The 18848-nt window shown below is 53.7% G+C and carries 16 protein-coding genes and 1 pseudogene; 3 read left to right on the top strand and 14 right to left on the bottom strand.

Annotation, left to right across the window (positions count from 1 at the left end; translation table 11 throughout):
• Window positions 1-9: 9 nt before the first annotated feature.
• Entirely contained in the window at window positions 10-651 is a 642-nt protein-coding gene (locus HP435_RS04095; RefSeq protein WP_173598700.1) for a prepilin peptidase, read from the bottom strand.
• A gap of 195 nt (window positions 652-846) precedes the next feature.
• Between HP435_RS04095 and HP435_RS04090 the strand changes: the two genes are divergently transcribed.
• Window positions 847-1974, top strand: a complete 1128-nt coding sequence (locus HP435_RS04090; protein ID WP_173598701.1) for an NAD(P)/FAD-dependent oxidoreductase — start codon at window positions 847-849, stop codon at window positions 1972-1974.
• A 65-nt stretch (window positions 1975-2039) separates the two neighbouring features.
• On the opposite strand, the gene HP435_RS04085 is transcribed toward HP435_RS04090, so the two are convergent.
• From HP435_RS04085 to HP435_RS04065, 5 genes and pseudogenes are all read right to left on the bottom strand, one after another.
• Entirely contained in the window at window positions 2040-3188 is a 1149-nt protein-coding gene (locus HP435_RS04085; RefSeq protein ID WP_173598702.1) for an ABC transporter permease, read from the bottom strand.
• A gap of 1 nt (window position 3189) precedes the next feature.
• The gene (locus HP435_RS04080) at window positions 3190-4317 is read right to left on the bottom strand and encodes an ABC transporter permease (protein WP_173598703.1); all 1128 of its coding nucleotides are present in this window, start codon (window positions 4315-4317) and stop codon (window positions 3190-3192) included.
• 17 nt (window positions 4318-4334) lie between these two features.
• Window positions 4335-5273 (bottom strand): ABC transporter ATP-binding protein, encoded by a 939-nt coding sequence (locus HP435_RS04075; protein ID WP_122966340.1) that lies wholly within the window; start codon window positions 5271-5273, stop codon window positions 4335-4337.
• A gap of 115 nt (window positions 5274-5388) precedes the next feature.
• A complete protein-coding gene (locus HP435_RS04070; protein ID WP_173598704.1) occupies window positions 5389-6504 on the bottom strand; it encodes a sensor histidine kinase in 1116 nt (371 codons plus the stop codon).
• A gap of 14 nt (window positions 6505-6518) precedes the next feature.
• Window positions 6519-6710, bottom strand: a pseudogene (locus HP435_RS04065) (response regulator transcription factor); the annotation flags it as partial.
• A 332-nt stretch (window positions 6711-7042) separates the two neighbouring features.
• Here HP435_RS04065 and HP435_RS04060 point away from each other — a divergent pair.
• Both HP435_RS04060 and HP435_RS04055 read left to right on the top strand, forming a co-directional pair.
• A complete protein-coding gene (locus HP435_RS04060; RefSeq protein WP_173598705.1) occupies window positions 7043-7666 on the top strand; it encodes a TetR/AcrR family transcriptional regulator in 624 nt (207 codons plus the stop codon).
• Window positions 7663-8961 carry an MFS transporter gene (locus tag HP435_RS04055; RefSeq protein ID WP_173598706.1) on the top strand — a complete coding sequence of 433 codons (1299 nt, stop codon included), beginning with the start codon at window positions 7663-7665 and terminating at the stop codon, window positions 8959-8961. Before HP435_RS04060 ends, HP435_RS04055 begins: the two co-directional genes overlap by 4 nt.
• Window positions 8962-9077: 116 nt before the next feature.
• Here the strand turns inward: HP435_RS04055 and HP435_RS04050 are convergent, their stop codons facing one another.
• From HP435_RS04050 to HP435_RS04015, 8 genes are all read right to left on the bottom strand, one after another.
• Window positions 9078-9677: a leucine-rich repeat domain-containing protein gene (locus HP435_RS04050; protein WP_173598707.1), complete on the bottom strand. Its 600-nt coding sequence runs from the start codon at window positions 9675-9677 to the stop codon at window positions 9078-9080.
• A 150-nt stretch (window positions 9678-9827) separates the two neighbouring features.
• On the bottom strand, window positions 9828-10925 hold the full coding sequence (locus HP435_RS04045; protein ID WP_173598708.1) for a C45 family autoproteolytic acyltransferase/hydrolase: 1098 nt from the start codon (window positions 10923-10925) through the stop codon (window positions 9828-9830).
• Between the two features lie 17 nt (window positions 10926-10942).
• On the bottom strand, window positions 10943-11416 hold the full coding sequence (locus HP435_RS04040; protein WP_173598709.1) for a GNAT family N-acetyltransferase: 474 nt from the start codon (window positions 11414-11416) through the stop codon (window positions 10943-10945).
• Between the two features lie 40 nt (window positions 11417-11456).
• Window positions 11457-12566 carry a mandelate racemase/muconate lactonizing enzyme family protein gene (locus tag HP435_RS04035; protein WP_173598710.1) on the bottom strand — a complete coding sequence of 370 codons (1110 nt, stop codon included), beginning with the start codon at window positions 12564-12566 and terminating at the stop codon, window positions 11457-11459.
• Between the two features lie 7 nt (window positions 12567-12573).
• Complete coding sequence (locus HP435_RS04030; protein WP_173598711.1) at window positions 12574-14037, bottom strand: serine hydrolase domain-containing protein; 1464 nt, start codon at window positions 14035-14037, stop codon at window positions 12574-12576.
• Between the two features lie 3 nt (window positions 14038-14040).
• Window positions 14041-15456, bottom strand: coding sequence for a serine hydrolase (locus HP435_RS04025; RefSeq protein ID WP_173598724.1), 1416 nt, complete (start codon window positions 15454-15456; stop codon window positions 14041-14043).
• Window positions 15457-15480: 24 nt separating this feature from the next.
• Window positions 15481-17121, bottom strand: coding sequence for an ABC transporter substrate-binding protein (locus tag HP435_RS04020; RefSeq protein ID WP_229049819.1), 1641 nt, complete (start codon window positions 17119-17121; stop codon window positions 15481-15483).
• A gap of 26 nt (window positions 17122-17147) precedes the next feature.
• Window positions 17148-18791, bottom strand: a complete 1644-nt coding sequence (locus HP435_RS04015; RefSeq protein ID WP_173598712.1) for an ABC transporter substrate-binding protein — start codon at window positions 18789-18791, stop codon at window positions 17148-17150.
• Window positions 18792-18848 lie beyond the last annotated feature (57 nt).

Raw genomic sequence — 18848 nt, 5'->3', positions numbered from 1 at the left:
TTTATCCGCCTACGCAAACCGCTCCCCCGAAAAATAGGCGACAAGCGTCCCAAAAGCGAGCCACGGTGCAAAAGGCAGCTTTGACTGACAGCTCGCCCGCCCGGCTATGAGCAGCGCCAAACCGTACAATCCCCCCGAAACAGACGAGTAGATCATCGCCCACACAAGCAAATCCGGCGGAAGAAACAGGCCGATCACCCCGTACAGCTTGACGTCTCCTCCTCCGATTGCGCCATCCGTCACGACTGCGATCAGCAACAACAGCAGAAACACGCCTGCCGCTCCGATCAGCTGAGCGCTAAAATCGCTGCCCTGATAAGGAAACAAGCCGCGCAGCAAAAGAACGGACAGGCAAAAAGGAAGCAGCACGCCATTGGGAATGCGGCGGTCAGCCAAGTCTGCCACCGTGACGAGCACGAGGAAAGAAACAAGCGATAGGCCGAGCAGCAATTCCGCTGTCCAGCCGTATTTCCAGTACGTAAGGGGAAAACACAGCCCTGTCACTGCTTTCATAAACCAAGCGCCTCTCTTGAATCGCTCGCGATCTTTTTGGTCACGCATGCCAACCGCCCGCATCCCGAGCGCTATGCAAGCAGAACCAATCAGCAGACCGCTCCAGCCCAAGCCAAGCGCAAGCAAGATTGCAAACATCTCATCTCATCACCTCACTCCACAGAATCCGGAATCATTTCCCTCATTTTAGCTTTGCAAGTTGAGACAAAAAAAGCCGCTCGCTCCCCTCTCTTCCATGCGCAAGCTGATAGCGGTGATACCTTTTCTTTCTCCCGTGGTTTATAGTAAGAATGGAAATGCACTGTACACCCTTCATGAAAAAGGATGCGAACCATGCGAAAAATCATTGTTGTAGGTGCCGGAATTGTTGGCGCTTCGACGGCGTATCAGTTGGCAAAAAGAGGCGCAGAAGTAATGATTGTCGATCGAAAAGATAAAGGACAGGCAACCGATGCCGCAGCCGGGATCATTTGCCCGTGGCTGTCGCAAAGACGCAATCAAGCCTGGTACAGGTTGGCCAAGGAGGGGGCGCGTTTCTATCCCTCGCTGATTGCCGAGCTGGAACAAAGCGGAGAAACGCACACCGGGTATGCCCGGGTGGGAGCGCTCAGCATCCATACAGACAAAGACAAGCTGCTGACTTTGGAAAAACGGGCACTCACGCGCAAAGATGATGCACCGGAGCTGGGGGATGTCTCCACGCTTTCAGCTGACGAAACAAAAGCGCTGTTCCCGCCCCTGGACGAAAGCTATGCTTCTGTCCATGTCACAGGAGCCGCTCGCGTGGATGGCCGCGCCTTGCGGGATGCTTTGCTGCGCGCCGCGCAAAAACACGGAGCGTCCCTTTTATACGAAAGCGCTGAACTCGTTTACGACGGGAACCGGATCGCAGGGGTAAAGGCTGGAACGGAGAGCATCACAGCCGACTCTGTCGTGATCTGCGCCGGAGCGTGGGCCAATCACATTTTGCAGCCGCTGGGCGTAAACTTCCAGGTCACCTTCCAAAAAGGGCAAATTGTTCATCTGGAATACGCGGACAGGCAGACAGACAACTGGCCTGTTGTCATCCCTCCAAACGACCAATATTTGCTGGCATTCGATGAACATAAAATGGTGATCGGCGCCACACACGAGAACGATGTGCCAAGCTTCGATACACGCCTTACGCCAGGCGGCTTGCACGAAGTTTTTGCCAAAGCACTGGACATCGCTCCCGAGCTTGCCAACAGTACATTCGTCGAAGCGAGAGTGGGATTCCGTCCGTTCACGCCAGGGTTTCTGCCTGTCATCGGCCCGCTGCCCGGCTGGGAAGGCATTTTTGTTGCCAACGGCCTCGGCGCATCCGGCCTGACGATGGGTCCTTATATCGGCTATCAGATGGCGAAGCTCGCTCTCGGTCTGGAAGTGGACATACCGTTAGAGCATTACGACGTGTCAGGTGCCATTGCGGCACAATCCTAGCTAACAGCAACGAGGTCTTATCCTGTAAAGGGATAAGACCTCGCTTCATTTCATACCGCTCAGCTTTATACAAACTGCCTGCTGTCATTGTTTTTCCCGAACCGATAAACCGCGATCAGGGCAAACACAAGGGCAAATCCTCCGAGAATGAGCAAATTCACATACAAGCTTCCCAAGCTCTGGCCTTGCTGTAGCTGATCGATGCTGTCCAAAAGCCAATGCTGCGGCAAAAAGCTCGATATTTTGCGCACGGTCTCAGGCATGATGTTCACCGGGAAATAACAACCTGCGAGCAGGCAGCTCGGGGTAATGATCATATTGCGCATGGCTCCTGCTGCCGATGTGCTTTTGGCAAATGCGACAATCGTCAGCGCAAGCCCGATTGCCGTGAGAGCAAACAGCAGCAGGACAACAATCAACGGGAAGGTCGGCATCCCCGCATCGATATGAAAAATCAGCTTCATCGCCACCAGCGTGACAACAATCTGCAAAAAGATCAGCAGCAAACTGACGACGACATTGGACAGCACGTACGCTCTCGCTGACATCGGCGAGGAAAGCAAGCGCAAGAACGTCCGGTTCTCTTTTTCCTTGAGGATGATCTCGGACAAGTTGGCCGCAGAAAACATCATGAACGTGATCAAGTAGCCAATCGTTTGGTACGACATCATTTTCTCATTCGAGGTGTCAGGCTGCGCCGTCGCTTTAAGCTTGAAAGGATGTTGGCTGTAGCTGTCGTAAATGCGGGCAAAAGCCGCTTCATCGCCTTTTGTCTCCTTGCCGATCGCAGCCACGTTGCCAATATAGCTTTGCAGCATCGCTTTGATGTATGCCGTGACCGACTCGCCTTTGACGGAAACGATGCGGATGTGCCCTGGCTCGCCTGCCTTCACACGATCCGCAAAGCCTTGCTCGAAAATGATGCCGCAGTCCAGATCGCCCGAAGCGATGCGTGCACGCAGCGTCTCCTCATCCAATGGAGTTACCTGAACTTGACCAAGCCCCTCCAAGTAACGGATGACTCCGCTCGTGACCACCTGACTGCCATCTTGATTGACTACCCCGGCCCGGATCGTTCCTGTACTTGCATTGCTGTAAAAAAACAGCGAGATCAAAATCCCGACAATCGGCAGACCAAAGTACAAGAACCAGTTCTTTTTCTTGCGGAACGTATCTTTCAGCGTTTTGCGAATGAGCCACACCATTTCATCCATGTTAAAATGCCTCCCGTCTGCGAATGGAGATGACCGTCAAGACCAGAAACACAGCTGCGATTCCAAGATTCAGTCCGATCACTTTCCAGACGGCGACGATATTGTCCATGTAGATCAGCTCCAACAAAGCCGTATTGATCCAACGCAAAGGAGACAAGTTGGTCAGAAGCGTCAAGATGCCCTCCGTGTTCTCAATCGGAAAATACGCGCCGCCAAAAAACGAAGCGCACTGCAAGAAAATCATCACTACCATGTACGAGCCTTCCTGTTTGGTCAGCAGAAACCCGATGCCAAGTCCCAGGCTCACCGCCAAGAGTACCTCTGTCAACAAAGCAAGCAGAACCAGCCAAAAATGATTGCCCCAGTAAGCATGATAGACAAATTTGCTAAACAGCACGACGACCAGCACACAGAGTGTATTGATGAACACATTGCCGATCATTTTGCCAACCAGAATTTCTCCCTTGCTGATCGGCGCTGCCATCAGGCGGATTGCCGTCTTCCGCGCCCGTTCCGCACCGAACAAATAGTTGGCGGAAATGATCGAGAACAGGGCGATCATCGTTGTCATCGACACGGCGTAGTAATCGATGGAGCCTGGTTTTCTGTCTGCTACAAGCGTTGTTTCCTGAATAAAATCTTTGCTTTCCGCTGCATGTTTCAAGATGTTTGTGCCGACACCCGGACTCGCCTGAAAGGCGGCCGTGCCGAGTGCATAACGATCGGCAAAGGCGACCAGCATCCCTTGCAAAATGCCGCTTTCCACTGTATTTTTGCTGCTGCCGAAAAACGCAATGCCGTCCTTGTCAATCGTCGCATAAGCCGTATAGCGCCCGGAGCTGACTTCCTGGCGCCAATCCATCCCCGGCCTGATCGGGACGACTTCCACCCCTTCTTTTCCGATCGCTTTCGTAAAGCTGTCCCAGTACGCAGACATGTCGTTTTCCGAAAATGTCGCTTTGTACAGCAGGCGAACCTCCCCGACCGAATGCTTTGACGAAAAAGCATTGGACAAGCCCGCACCCAAAATCAGCATCAGGATGATCGGCAGGGCGAGCATGAAGAGAAACGTTTGCCGATTTCTCACGCTGGAAAGAATCTCTTTTAACGCAATTCTCCAAATAGCCATCTGGCATCTCCCTTTCTCTAGTCCCGCAAGTTTCTGCCTGTCAATGTCAGAAACACCGATTCCAGATTAGGGGCTTGCTCTTCGACAGAGCGAATCTCTACCTGGTCTTTAATCAACTGCTGGATAATCCGGTTCAAATTGTTGACTTCCGACTTCGACACGATCTTGAGCGTGTTTTCTTCCTGGCGCACGGCAGTGACCCCAGCGATTCCTTGCAGCGATTCGATGGAGATCGCTCCATCCGCGCGAAAGCCAATCCAGATTTCTTTCGTGTCTGTAATGATCGATGTCAGTTGCTCTTTTGTGCCTTCCGCAATGATTTTGCCGTGATCCACGATGGCAATGCGGGTACAAATCTCTTCGACTTCTTCCATGTAGTGACTCGTGTAAATGATCGTGCAGCCCATCTCGTTGAGCTTGCGAACCGACTGTAAAATGTAGTTGCGCGACTGCGGATCGATCCCGACTGTCGGCTCATCCATAATGATCAGCTTGGGAAGGTGAGCGATGGCACAAGCGATGTTGAGCCGCCGCTTCATCCCGCCGGAAAAATTTTTCGGGAAGCTCTGGTGCTTGTCGCCCAATCCGACGAACGCGAGCGCTTCTTCCGTCCGCTCCCGCAGCATCGCTCCCCGCAGACCGTACAAGCCGGCAAAAAAGCTGACGTTTTCATACGCGGTCATGTCTTCGTAAATCGCCAACTCCTGGGGGACGATGCCCGTATTCATTTTGGCGAACTTGCTGTCCTTCACGATGTTTTTGCCGAGCAGAACGATTTCTCCTTTTGTCGGCCGCAACAAGGACGCAATCATGTTAATCGTCGTGCTTTTGCCCGCTCCATTCGCCCCCAAAAAGCCAAAAATCTCTCCTTCGCCGATGTTCAACGTCATATTGTCCACAGCGATAAAATCGCCGAATTTTTTGGTCAAGTTGCGGATTTCGAGTACATGGCTCATCCGACTCAGTCCCTTCGTGGTTATGCCAGTATTGTAATCAAAGAGGATGCCCCTATGTCAGTGCATAAGTTCATCCCCTCGCCGTGAGATTTTTCACTTGTTTTCATGAGAAACATCATTCGTTTCTGTGCGGCAAAAGGGTCGTGACGCGAAAGCCTTTCGTCCCGTCAACGATGACCGTGCCTCCCGCAGAAGCGGCCCGCTCCTCCATCCCCAAGATGCCCAGTCCCTTGACGACCTTTGCCGTGCCGACTCCGTTGTCCTCGACAACAGCCTTGATGAACTTGTTCAGCACCCGCACCTCGATGGAGATGGCTGTCGCCTTGGCGTATTTGAGCGAGTTGGTTACAGCCTCGGTCGCGTTTTGCTGGATGATTTTCCACTGAATCGGAGTGACAGCGTCAATATCTCCTTCAAACGTGAGCGTAGCTGCCACCGTTCCTTTTGCCGACAGTTCGTCCACGAACAGTCTGAGCCGATTGATCCCAAGCTCCTCCGGCCTCGGCTTCACTTCCTTGAGCGTCAGCCTGATGCGCTCCAGCCCTTCTTTGGAAATCGCAATCGCATTGCCCAACAGCTCATTGGCCTTTTCCTGGTCGGTAGCAAGCATCATGCGCGCCGCCCCCATCTGGATCAAAGCGCCAGCCACCGCATGTCCGACATCGTCGTGAATTTGCTGGGAAAGACGATTGCGCTCCTCCAGCTTGATCGTATATTCGGATTGCCTGATGTATTCGTTGTTTTCGCTCAATGAACGCGACAGCCGCTGCAAATCCGCCCGCAGCCGCTCCCGCTCGCCCTCCAGGGAACGAATTTTTTCCGACAGCATGCTGCTGCATGTGAACAACAAATAGCTGAGCAAGCCGCTTAAAAGGTATACAGGAACCAGTTCCAGCGGGAGCAAAAATCCGCCTGCTCCGATCAGGACAATGCCTAATCCCTTGCCAACGGTTGACGAAGGAAGCAGTTCACATATGTTCATCGGCAAAAGCAGCCAGAGTAAAGGCTCCCAAAAAACCGCACCTGCCGCCACGAGCACCAGAGACAAAGCGGACAGCAAACGCTTGAACTGCGGCTTTTTGAAAATCAGCAAGGAAATGTTGAGCGCAACGTACAGCAAATAGATCAGGATGAGCCACGGGTTCACTTCGGAAGCAAGATGGGCGAGAAACGAAGCGATCATGATATAGCCAAGCACCGTTGCCTTATTTCCAATCGTCCAACGATCCATCGATGAATCTTCTCCTATTCTCCAGACATTCTCGTCTCGCCTGTCAGATAGTAAATGGCGATCTGTGTCCTGTGCTCCAGGCCTGTTTTATTCAGGATGGAAGTAATGTAATTCGCGACTGTTCCTTCCGAAATGAACAGCTTTTTGGCGATTGCCTTGTTCGACAGTCCCTTGGCAATCTGCTCGATGACTCCCAGCTCCCGTTCCCACCACTTCAAAATCGGAAAAGCTCGTCAAAATGATTTTCATGCCTTCTCGTATAAAAGAGTTGTCGTCCGCGATCAACACCTTGATCTTCATCGTGGGCTGCCCCCTGTCCTTCAAGCCCCTCACCGCACTGGCTGCCGATTCCGGCGTCTGTATGATTGGATGAAGCCGCATTTTTAGCAAAACTATTATAACAAAAAAAGTAAATGCAGATGCCATGCATTGGAAATGTATGACGGTTCGAACGAAAAAAACAATTGCTTATAGACTGACGGTCAGTCATATGGTAATTTACAACCAACTACCGTCCGTTTTCCAAAAGGAGGCACTCATGAGACGCATCGTCAAAGACCCCGTTACTCGTCGCACCGAGATACTCGAAGCAGCCGGAGAGCTTTTTCGGCAGCAAGGCTATGTCCATACAACCGTGAACGCCATCATCCTGAAAGCTGGCGTAGCGAAAGGAACGTTCTACTACTACTTCAAGTCGAAAGAAGAGATTTTGGAAGCTTTCGTCCAAGGAATGGTCGATCGGCTCGCTGCCGCATATCAGACACTGGCAGACGATCCAAAGCAGACTGCCCTGGAAAAGCTGCGGCAGATGCTGCGGGGGCACAGCCGGATCGCGCAGCACGAACAGGAATGGATGGACAGCTTGCATCGTCCGGAAAACAGAGAACTGCACGAGCGGCTGAATGTGGCGATCGTGCAAAAGATCGCCCCTGTCTTCGCGCAGGTCATTGAACAGGGCAACAAGGAGTCCGTGTTTGATGTAGCAGCCCCTCTGGAAACGATCCAGTTTTTGCTCGCAGGCTCGCAGTTTCTCCTGGAATCGAATATTTTCGGCTGGGATCGGGAAGAACAGCTCGCGCGCAGCCGGGCCATGCAGACGATCATTGAGCGAGCATTGGGTGCCGAGCCGGGCGCGTTTGCTTTTTTGGGAGGTGCCATTTGAGCGCCCAAACCAAAGCATTTCGGCAATTTCTCGTCGTCTGGTCCGGGCAGTTTTTGTCGGCGGTCGGAAGCGGGCTGACCGCTTTTGCCCTGGGTGTCTACGTCTTTCAGACGACCCATTCCAGCACGAGCTTCTCGCTGGTCATCCTCTTTTCCTTTTTGCCGAGCTTTCTGCTCCTGCCCTTTGGCGGGGTGCTGGCAGACCGATTCGATCGCACCCGGATGATGATCATCGGTGACATCGGCTCGATTATCGGCATTATGTTCATCTGGTTTGTCATCTGGACCGGACAAATGGAGCTGTGGCATATATACACAGGCGTCGGCATCAGCTCAATCTCGACTGCGCTCCAGACGCCCGCCTATAAAGCGGCGGTGACGGACATGGTTTCGGAAGAGCAATACTCGCAGGCGAGCGGCCTGATTCAACTGGCAGGTTCTGCCCAATATCTCCTGTCGCCGATCCTCGCAGGCTTTTTGCTTGGCTTCTTTGACATCCAGATGGTGCTGCTGATCGATATGCTTACGTTTTTGCTGGCGGTTGTGGCGGTGCTGCTGGTCATGAACAAGGGCAGCAAACCACAGCCCGCGGATGAAAGCCGCGATTTTTTCGGCGAGCTGTCCGAGTCGTTCCGATATCTGCTCTCGCAAAAAGGCGTGTTTTTGCTCGTCCTGCTCATGTCTGTCGTTTGCTTTTACATCGGGCTTCTGCAATCGCTGTTCAGTCCGATGATGCTGACGCTGACCGACTCCAAAGTGCTGGGAATCTCGCTTTCCCTGGCGGCGTCCGGGATGCTCGCCAGCAGTCTGTTCATCGGGGTGAAAGGACTTGGCAACAACAAGCCGAAGATTCTTTCCTTTTCACTGGCGCTTGCCGGGCTGTTTTATGCACTGATGGGTACGTTTCCGGCAGTCGTTCCGATCGTCGTGTTCGGCTTCCTCTTTTTCGCCACGCTGCCTTTCGTCAACACCAGTCTGGAAGTGTTGATCCGAACGAATATCGACAATGAGAAGCAAGGGCGCGTCTGGTCGATGGTGTCAGCCATTTCCCAAGTAGGCTTGCTGCTCGCTTTCGGTTCGGCAGGCTTTCTCGCCGACCATTTTTTCTCTCCCCTTCTCGCGCAAAATGGCGCACTTGCTGACACGATTGGACAGCTCATCGGAACAGGAGCAGGCAGAGGGATCGGCTTTTTGTTCATGCTTTCCGGTGTGATGGTTTTTGTACTCGCTATCGTGATCGGGCGGGTGCAAAAAATCCGGGAGCTGAAGCTGGGAACGGTAGAAGAAAAAGCATAGCAGACAATGGAACGCAAAAAGCCGGACCCCCACTTGAGGCGGTTTCCGGCTCGTTTCTTTTTACGGCTGACTACCAAAAATACAATTCCTCTGGCAAAACTTCGTCGAATTGTGGACTATCGCTCTCGTCTATCTCCACCTGGATGCCTTTTTTGGCCAAAGTGGCCAGCTCCTGCTTCGTTTTGGCACTGGCTTTTTCCAGCAGTGGATTCATCGACAAGCATATATAACCTTTGGGGGCAAAGCCGCCTTTCTGTACATTGAGCAGCAGTCCATCCAGGTTTTGGACCCGGTTCTGTTTCAGATTCAGCCAGATCAGCTTCGTCATGGATTGCAGCGGTGCCATCCATGAGCGCCTTCAAATTGCGCAGCCCTGCCAGCGGCTTTACTGTTTGATCATGTAGCGGATTGTCTATGACGAGTTGCAGCACCTCCAGATTTTTCATCTGACCAAGCGGCTGCAGGTTCGTCACTTCGTTGTCAATTACGTGGATTTCCTTCATTCGTGTGCTGTTTTGCAGGCGTTCCAGCAGTTGGCTGACATCGGTCGCTCCGCTATATCTGTATATGAACAGCTTTTGCAGTTGCTTCAATTGTTTGAGTGAATCGATATTTTTTACCTCCGCGTAGTGCATGCTCAAATCCTCAATACGCTGGAGTGGACTGACATCGGCAATCGCCACAACACTGAATGATGCCTTTTTCAGCTTCGGCAATTTGGCAAGCGGCTCCAGATCGAGAGCTTGAAATCCTTGCAGATCAATCTCGGTTTGACGTTGCCATCCCCGTTTTCTTCACTCCTTTTTGAGAAAAAAACAGCCGCCGCAACAAACGCTCTGTGCGACGACTGTGGAGCTGGCTTCATCCTATTCGTTTTGGCTAAATCCATATGTTTCGTACACGTTTTCACAGGGCTTGCCCGGCGTCAATTCCATCGTGCCCGCCGTCAAATTCATCACAATCGAAAATAGCGTGCAATCTACCATCTCGTCTGACTCGCTTGTTGTTGCTTCCCCGTGACGGCATATTCCTTCGGGGGTTCCGGCGTGATCTTGAAAAATATGTTTGAAGCAGGCGGCATCTATGCTTCCTTGTCTGGCTGCCAGCAGCTTGGAGGCGCGGCCCAACCGCAAATACGTGTCAGCCGCCCCCATGCGGACGCAATCCTCTGCTTGCATGCGCGCTGCGACAAAATGATTGGTGTGGACGATATGGCCGTCTGGCGGATAAAACACCTCGTAACGAACCGGGGCAGTCTCGACTCCGACCGTCTCGCCCTCCCGATGGGCGATCAAATAGTTGGCTGCTGTCCCTCGCGGCAGCCTTGTCACTTGGCGAATGGCCTGCGGCAGCGTGCGGCTGTTTAAAATGCCCCGCAAAACGATGTGGATCGGCACTCCGAGCGCTTTTTCATTCGTTCGCAAAAAATTCAGGCACACGCCGATCCCGTCTGCGTTCATGCCGATTTTCCCGACTATTCCCGCTTCGGTGATCATCAAAATGGTTGGGCGCGGCGGCTGCTCGATCTCTACCACGACAAGCCCGGCGCCCACGAGATTGATCCAATCCCAGTTTTGTCCGAGCAGCGTCTCCCGGTTCTGCGTAGCTGGCGCAACAGCCGCGATGCACGTACAACCGTCCGCCTTGTGTGAGGTTGAGGTGTCTCCCAGATTCGTTATAATCTCGCTGCGCACGTTCAACGCCAGCACGTCGAGCAAATCAAGCTCGGCCCCTTCGCTGATGCCCCTGATTTCCTCCATAATTTCCTGATCGTACTGCTCGATCCAGGGGATGAACTGCGCCGCATACGCTGTGGCGTCTTTCCATTGGATCGCGGCTCCCTCGCGAAAAGCACGCTCGTACGCCCGAACGTTGCTCCTGATTTGCTCACTCGCCAGTTGGCCGAATTGCCGCCCGCGCTCGCGCGGCGTACCGCTGATCCGAAAGACAGGAAATCTGTTCATGGACAGTGCTCCCCCTTTTACAAGCTCTTTTCCATATAGTAGCGATCGTTTCCGCTGCCATATTCGGCAATGCGTGTCTCCACAATTTGAAAACCCGCCTTTTGATACAGCGCAACCGCGCCTTTGTTGTCCGGGCTGACCGTCAGGCACACTTTGGCAAATCCATCCTTGCGCAGCCGATCCAGTATTTGCTCCAAGAAAGCAAAGCCGTACCCCAAGCCTTTTTTATCCGAGCGAATCAAATATCCGTACATGTAGGCATGATCCGGGTTGCGAAAATCACGCATCAGCTCGCAGACACCGACAGGCTTCGCATCTCCTTCTTCCTGAAACAGGACGAGGCAGCCGTGTCTCGCCAGTGGGACCAGCACCCATTCGTCGATCGCTCCGTGCACGCCAAACGCTTCCTGCTCCAGCTCCTTCAGCATGGTCAGCTGCTGCTCTGTCAATGTCTCTACAATCGCAAGCGTTGTCGCTCTTGTTGTATGCATAGCGCCGATCTCTCCTTTTCCCTGGACATGAGGGGCGATTTTATGAAACCGTTTCTTGGCGGACTGTCAATTGTGTCAATACGGCTTCGTCAAGCTCCACCCCGAATCCTGGCTTGTCGGACAGCAAAATTTGATTTCCCTGGCAGGTCAAGTTAGCGACGTCTTTGGCAAAAATGAACGGTCCGGCCAGCTCGTTGGAAACAATATTTTTCTTCGCGATCGACAGGTGCGCCCCCGCCGCGCTCCCGATAGACGATTCCGGCATCGACCCGATCTGGCACTCCATCCCGGCCATCTCCGCCTGATGAACCAGCTTGGCCGCTGGGTAAATCCCGCCGCACTTCATCAGCTTGATGTTCACTTTATCGGCTGCTTTTTTCGCGATCACCTCGCGCATTTCGCTCGCTCCCAGTAATCCTTCGTCGACCATGATCGGGATGGATGTCTGTCTGCGAATGTCGGCCAATGCGTCCAGATCGTGGGCGACGACAGGCTGCTCCATCCAGTCAATCCGGCAATCTTCTACTTGCTTGAGAGCCGTCAATGTATTCGTCCGATTTTCCCATCCCTGATTGGCGTCTACCCGCAGTCTTATATCAGGACCGACGGCTTCACGAACGGCACGAATGCGCTCGATGTCCGTCGCCAAGTCGGAGCCTACTTTTATTTTGATCGAGTCAAAGCCATCCGCCACAGCCTGCTTCGCTTCTGCCGCCATCGTTTCAGGCTGCAAAATGCTGAGCACGTACGGAAGAGTGAGCACGCTGTGGTACTTGCCCCCGAGCAACTGATAAACAGGCTGACCTGTCGCTTTTCCCATCAAGTCATAGCACGCCAGGTCAATCGCTGCTTTCGCTGCTGGCGCTTTGTACACGCATTGATCGAGCAAATGGTGAATGCGTTCCAGAGCAAACGGATTTTCTCCGATGATCGCCGGAGCCAGGCTGTGAACGAGCATGGCGTACGTGCTTTCCCATGTCTCCCCCGTCACATGCTGATCCGGCACGGATTCGCCATAGCCGACCAAGCCTTGATCAGTCTCTACTTTTACAATAATGGAAGGCATCTCGTTGTAAGAAGCGTACGCCACAATAAACGGGCGCACCAGCGGCAACGTAATGGCATGTATATGGACAGACGTAATTTTCATGTTCTTCTTACACCTCCGGCTTGGTTAAGGAAACTCTCGGGATTTGCCGGTAACCGACGGAGACGGCTTTTGCCTGTCCATCTGCCTGGTTCGCAAATCCAACGGTCAGCTCGCTGCCATCCATCTGTGCCAGGAAATAATTCTCGGCAATCGGCAGCAGCGGGTACTTTAAGCCTTTTTCATTCGGGAAAAGAGCGGTATGATTCGTCAGCACAAGCGCGCCTTCCTCGACGGTCACACTCACGTTCATCCCTTCGCCGGAAGCATAGTCGCCGACATACGCCTGGAAACGCTCCGGGGATACACAATAATCCTCGTACTTGGTCAAAGGCTCTGCGGCTTCTCTTCCCTCGATCAGGTTCAGCGCAGTCAATGTCAGCTTTTCGACAGGCGTGCCGATTAGATTAGCCAAGACGACTGCTGTCAGCCCTCTTTCCGGGACAATCGCCAGATGCGCCGCCACTCCTTTGATCGCCCCGCCGTGCTTCAACAGCGTGCCCCCGTAATAATTCGGCTCCACCATCAAGCCGTAGCCGTAATGCTTTTTATAGTTGCAGACCACATGCGGAAGCGTCATTTGCCTTACGCTTTCGGCCGACAAAATCCGTTCCTTGCCCACGCATCCTCCCGTGCGGAAAATTTCCGCGTAATTCAACATGTCGCGGACGGTCGAGTTCAAATGTCCCGCAGCCATCACCGCTGGCCCTTCTTCCCAATCAAAGTCGGGGTACACTTCCAGCTTCCCGTGATTGTCCCTTTTGTGATAGATCGTGGTGACCTCCGGGAACCGCGGCAGATCGCCGAGCCAAAAGGTACTGCTTCGCATATCGGCAGGTGCGAGGATGTGCTCCTTGACGTAGACGTCATACGGTTTTCCGCTCACTCGCTCGACAATCGCCCCGAGCAGGGCATAGCACTCGTTCGAGTAGCTGAAATGCTGGCCCGGCTCGCCCAAAAGCTCATATTGCACGTGGGCTAACACCTCCAGCAAATCGGCATGCGTGCGGATCGGCTTTTGCTGCTCCTTTTTGAGAAAACGGTGAATCGGGTTGTCTTCCTCCGGGATCGTATCAAACAAAGAGTTTTTGACGGCAAGCATATCGACAGGCAGCGGCGGGATTCCCGCTGAATGCGTCATGAAATGATGAATCGTCATCCGTTCGGTACACGCCTGATCCGGTGTCCGAAACTCGGGCAAATAAGCGACAACCGGGTCGTGAACGGACAGCTTGCCCGCTTCTTGCAGCTGCATGATCGCCATGCACGTAAACGATTTGGTGACCGAAGCCAGCCCCATGACCGTGTCTGGCGTTATCGCCCATTTGCGCTCCGCATCCCGATAGCCGTATGCTTTTCGGTACAGACTGTCGCCATGTTGATTGATGCCGATGATCACCCCCGGAGCCTGGCTCTCTTGGACCGTCTGTTCGGCGAGCGTCTCGTATGCGCTTACCCAATCTGGTTGATGCATGGTTCACACCTCCTTCGGCAAGCGGACGACGCCTACGGACAGACTCGTTACCTGGCCGCTCTGATCGCGGTGGAACCGGATCGCCTGCTCCTCGATATCTTGTTTCATGACGAAATAATCGTCCCCGATTGGGCGCAAGGCAAGCTGCTTGCCACCCAGGCCGAGCGTCAGCACATCGCTGTCAACCGTCACTGGCAGCTTGCGGTCGACTGTGACCCGATACGTCCCGGTGTACGCCTGCAAATCAGCCGCAGCGACTGGTTGCTCCGCGCCAAAAGGAACAGACGGTGCGTCAGCAGGGCGACCTTCCTGCGTGTTGATGGCAAAATTCAGCAGCTCGACAATCGGTGTCTCCGCCAAATTGGCGATCGCAATCGTTGTAATGCCGCGCTCTGGCAAGATGACCATCTGCGATGCGACTCCTTTCAACCCGCCGCTGTGCTCCAGCTTGGTCGTTCCGTAGTAGTCCGGCGTGACGAACAAGCCGTAGCCGTAATACTGACCGTATCCCATGCGAACATGCGGGTAAGTCATCTGCTCCACGCTCGCTTTGGACAGAATCCGCTCCTCGCCGACCAATCCACCAGTCCGGTATATGTCCATGTAGCGCAGCATGTCGTTGACCGTCGTATTCAAATGGCCGGATGCGAGCACGACTGGCCCTTCCTCCCACTGCGGATCAGGGTACACTTCCGGCCCTCCCTCTTTTTCCGCCAAACGGTAAATCGTCGTCACTTCTTTGTACTTGGACAGCTCCTGCAAGGCAAAGGAGCTATTCGCCATGCCCGCAGGCAGCAAAATGTGGTCGATGATGTACTGCTCGTACGTTTTCCCGCTGACTCGCTCAATGATCGCGCCCAAAAGGGTATAAGCGTCGTTGGAGTAACTGAATTGCGCTCCGGGCGGCCCCAACAGCTGGTAGTCGATGTGGCTCATGACCTCCATGAAGTCTTCGGGGGTGTTCACCCATTTTTGCTGTTCTTTTTTGATTTGCTTGTGAATCGGATGATTCTCGTCTGCAATGTCGACGTCCGGCAGCCCCTTGATCGCCAAATAATCGGTGGGCAGCAGCGGGAATCCGGCTGTATGGGTCATGAAATGATGAATCGTCATCCGCTCGGTGCACGCCTGATCCGGTGTAACAAGCTCCGGCAAGTAGGCCAAAACCGGATCGTGCACCTCCAGTTTTCCAGCCTCTTGCAACTGCATGATCGCCACGCATGTAAACGACTTGGTAATCGAGGCGACACCCATTACCGTGTCAGGCGTAATCTCCCAGTGGCGCTCTTTGTCCCGATAACCGAATCCGCGGCGATACATGCTCTTCCCGTCCTGGTTCAAGCCCACGCATACGCCCGGTACCTGGCACTGGTCGATAATCGGCTGCGCTGCCTGTTCAAATTGCTCTTGCCAATCCATTTTCTCCACCCCGTTCCCTCCTGTTTACGGCTGCACCCAACTGTCTCCCAGCATGATTCCGTATAGCGAATCGAGCTTGACGCCATGTACCCGCTTGTTTACGGCAAGGAATGTCTTTTCTTCCGAGTAAGGAATCCAGTAGGCTTGTTCCACCGCGATTTTTTGGATCTCGGCAAAAATTTGCTTCCGCTTCTCCTGATCGCCGACAGTGCGGCTCTGTTCGAGCAGCGTATCCAGTTGCTCGTTTTTGATCTGGGCGTGATTCAATCCGCCGATCTGGCTGGAATGCATGAACAAATACAAAATGTCCGGATCAAAGTCGGTGTAGCCGAGCACATTCAAGTCAAACTGCCCTTTTGCCGACAAATCCAGTACGCTGCCCAGCTCCGCGTTTTGCACCTTGATCTCGACGCCGATTTCCTTGAACATGCTTTGCATCAGCGGAATGCTTTGCGAGCTCATTGCTGTGAGCAATTGCAGGCTCAAAGGCTGCCCGTCCTTTTCCCGGATGCCTTGTCCGCTTTCCTTCCATCCGGCCTCTTCCAGCAGCTTTTTGGCTTCCTCGATATTGAACGGGTAGCCGTATGTTTCCACAGCGGGATCGTAGCCGAACATTTTCCGCGGCAATGGCCCGAAAGCACTCTCTCCCTCGCCTTGCAGGTCAGCCTGGATGATCGCTTTTTTGTTCAAGGCCATGTTCAGCGCCTGACGCACACGCAGGTCGCCGAGAATCGGGTTTTCCAGGTTCATTTGAATAAAATTCACCCCCAGCTTCGTCGCTTCCAGCACTGCGAATTTGTCGCTTTGCTTGTACCCGGCTGCTTCCCGCGGCGAGATGGAAGCGATGTCGATCGAGCCGCTTTCCAGCGCGGCAATCGTCGTCTGGGCGTCTTTGATGAATTTGAACACGATTTTGTCCGGCATCGGCGGCCCTTGTGTTTGGACAAAAGGCTCTGCCCACTGGTACGCTTCATTGCGCACGAGCGTGATCGACTCTCCGGTCTTCCAGCTCTCGAATTTCCACGGCCCTACCCCGACCGGGTGCCGTCCATATTCGTTGCCGTATTTTTGCACCGCCTCCATGGACAGCGGCTGCGTCACGTTCGCTTGCACGAAGTAGGACAGCAGCGGAGCAGACGGTTCTTTGAGCTGGATGACGAGTGTCAGCTCATCCGGGGTAGTGATGGAGGCAATCACACTGAGCAGTGGTCCCACTCCTGGCGATGCGGTCTCTGGCGCCATCGCCCGCTCGAACGTCTCTTTGAAAGAAGCAGCCGTCAGCGCCGTGCCATCGTGGAATTTCACCCCCGGACGAATTTTGAAGGTCCAAGTTTTTTGATCGGCGGAGATGTTGTACGACTCCGCCAAATACGGCTTGATTTCGTTTGTTTGCGGATCGAGCGACAGCAGGGAACCGCCAATTAACCTCGACACGACTCCGCTCACGTCCATGTTTGTTTTGTGCACGTCGAGCGTATCCGGCTCTGCCGAAAGCCCCAGCGTAATCGTTCCCCCTGCCTGCGGCGCGCCCTCCGCCTTTGGTCCGGTTGCTTCCGGCGGCTTCGACGGAGTCGCTGACTGGCTGCAACCGATGACAAAGCTGATTAGCATGCAAAAGGTGAACAGGCACCCGATGCACCTGGCAACTGCTTTTCTTTTCCCCACAATGATCCCTCCCTCATGAACAATGGCTATTCGTTTACCCACATATCCTGGATCGTCAACGTTCCCAGCGGATTGGCTTCCACGCCTTGAATGCGGTTGCTTACGACCTGGAACGTTTTTGCCGAATACAGCGGAATCCAGTACGCCTGATCAACGACCAGTTTTTGAATGGCGGCGTACGCTTTCTTTCGCTCACCCGCGTCCGTTGCTGTGGAGCCTTTTTCCAGGAAATAGTCCAGCTCCTTGTTTTTGATGCGGAAAAAGTTCAATCCGCCGATCTGGTTCGAGTTCATGAACAAGTCCAAAATGTTCGGATCGATGCTGCCATGATCAGTTGCCATCAAGTCAAAAGAGCCTTTCACCGCTTGGGCATGCGCTGTCGCGGATTCGTAATTTTGAATATTCAGTTCTATTCCGATCTCTTTGAACATGCTCTGGATGAGCTGATGACCAGGCTTGGGATCATCGACGATCATCGTGAGGCTGAGTGTTTTGCCGTTCTTTTCGCGGATACCTTGTCCGTTCGGCTTCCAGCCCGCTTCCTCCAAAAGCCGGATCGCCTCTTCCTTGTTGTACTTGTAGCCATACTGCTCCACTGCCTGATCGTAGCCAAACATCGTGGGCGGGATCGGTCCGTAAACAGGCACGCCTTCTCCCTGCAAATCGGCAATGACGAGCGCTTCCTTGTTGATCGCCAGATTGAGTGCTTTGCGCACCTCCAATTCCCGTAAAATCTCATTCTCCATGTTCATGCCGATGAAGCTCTCCACTGGCTGCATTCCTTCCAGCACGGTGAAGTCTTTGTCGTCCTTGTACTTCTTCACGTCTTTGGCAGGAACGCCGGCAATATCAATCGTGCCGCTGTCCAGTGCAGCGATCAGCGTCTGGTTGTCCTTGATAAATTTGATGACGAGCTTGTCAGGACGGACTGGCCCCTGGTTTTTGACGAACGGGGCTGCCCATTGGTAGTCATCGTTGCGGACAAGCGTGATCGATTCTCCTGTCTTCCAGCTCTCAAACTTCCACGGCCCAACCCCTACAGGATTTCGTCCGAAGTCGCTGCCGAATTTTTGCAGCGCCGCAGGCAAAATCGGCTGCTGATAGCCTGCGTACGACAAGGAACCAAGCAGTGGCGCGGTCGGCTGATCCAATTGCAGAACCAAAGTTGACTCGTCGGGAGCAGAAATCGAGCGAATCGTGGTCAGCTCCTGTCCGGTTACCGGAGACGCTGTTTTCGGGTCGATGGCCCGTTCCATGCTTTCTTTGAAAATGGCAGCGGTCAGCGGCGTCCCGTCGTGAAACTTCACGCCTTTTCGCAGCTTGAACGTCCACGTTTTCCCGTCCTCCGAGATCGCATACGACTCGGCCAAATGCGGCTTCAGTTCAAACGTGTACGGATCGAGCACCATCAAGGCTCCGCCGAGCAAACCGCCGACAAAATTGCCTGCGGAGAGCGCGGTCTTTTGAGGGTCGAGCGTGTCTGGCTCCACCTGATAACCGATCGTGATGGTGCCGCCCGTTTTCGGAGTTAGGCTGGCGGTCGGTTTTGGCTGTTCCGCACTGCCTTGTTCAACTGGAGCTGTGGCAGAACTGCATCCGACTGCCGACAAAGCGAGTAAACAGACAAGCAACAAATACGACATGCGGCGATCCAAAAGCTTCTGTAGCATGGGTGCCCCCTTTTATGGCCTTGGCCAAATTTTCATTGTCGCTATATAGTCGCTAAT

Origin of the sequence: Brevibacillus sp. HD3.3A (assembly GCF_013284375.2) — a bacterium.
Taxonomy (GTDB): Bacteria; Bacillota; Bacilli; order Brevibacillales; family Brevibacillaceae; genus Brevibacillus; species Brevibacillus parabrevis.
This window is presented reverse-complemented; position numbering and strand designations above follow the sequence as displayed.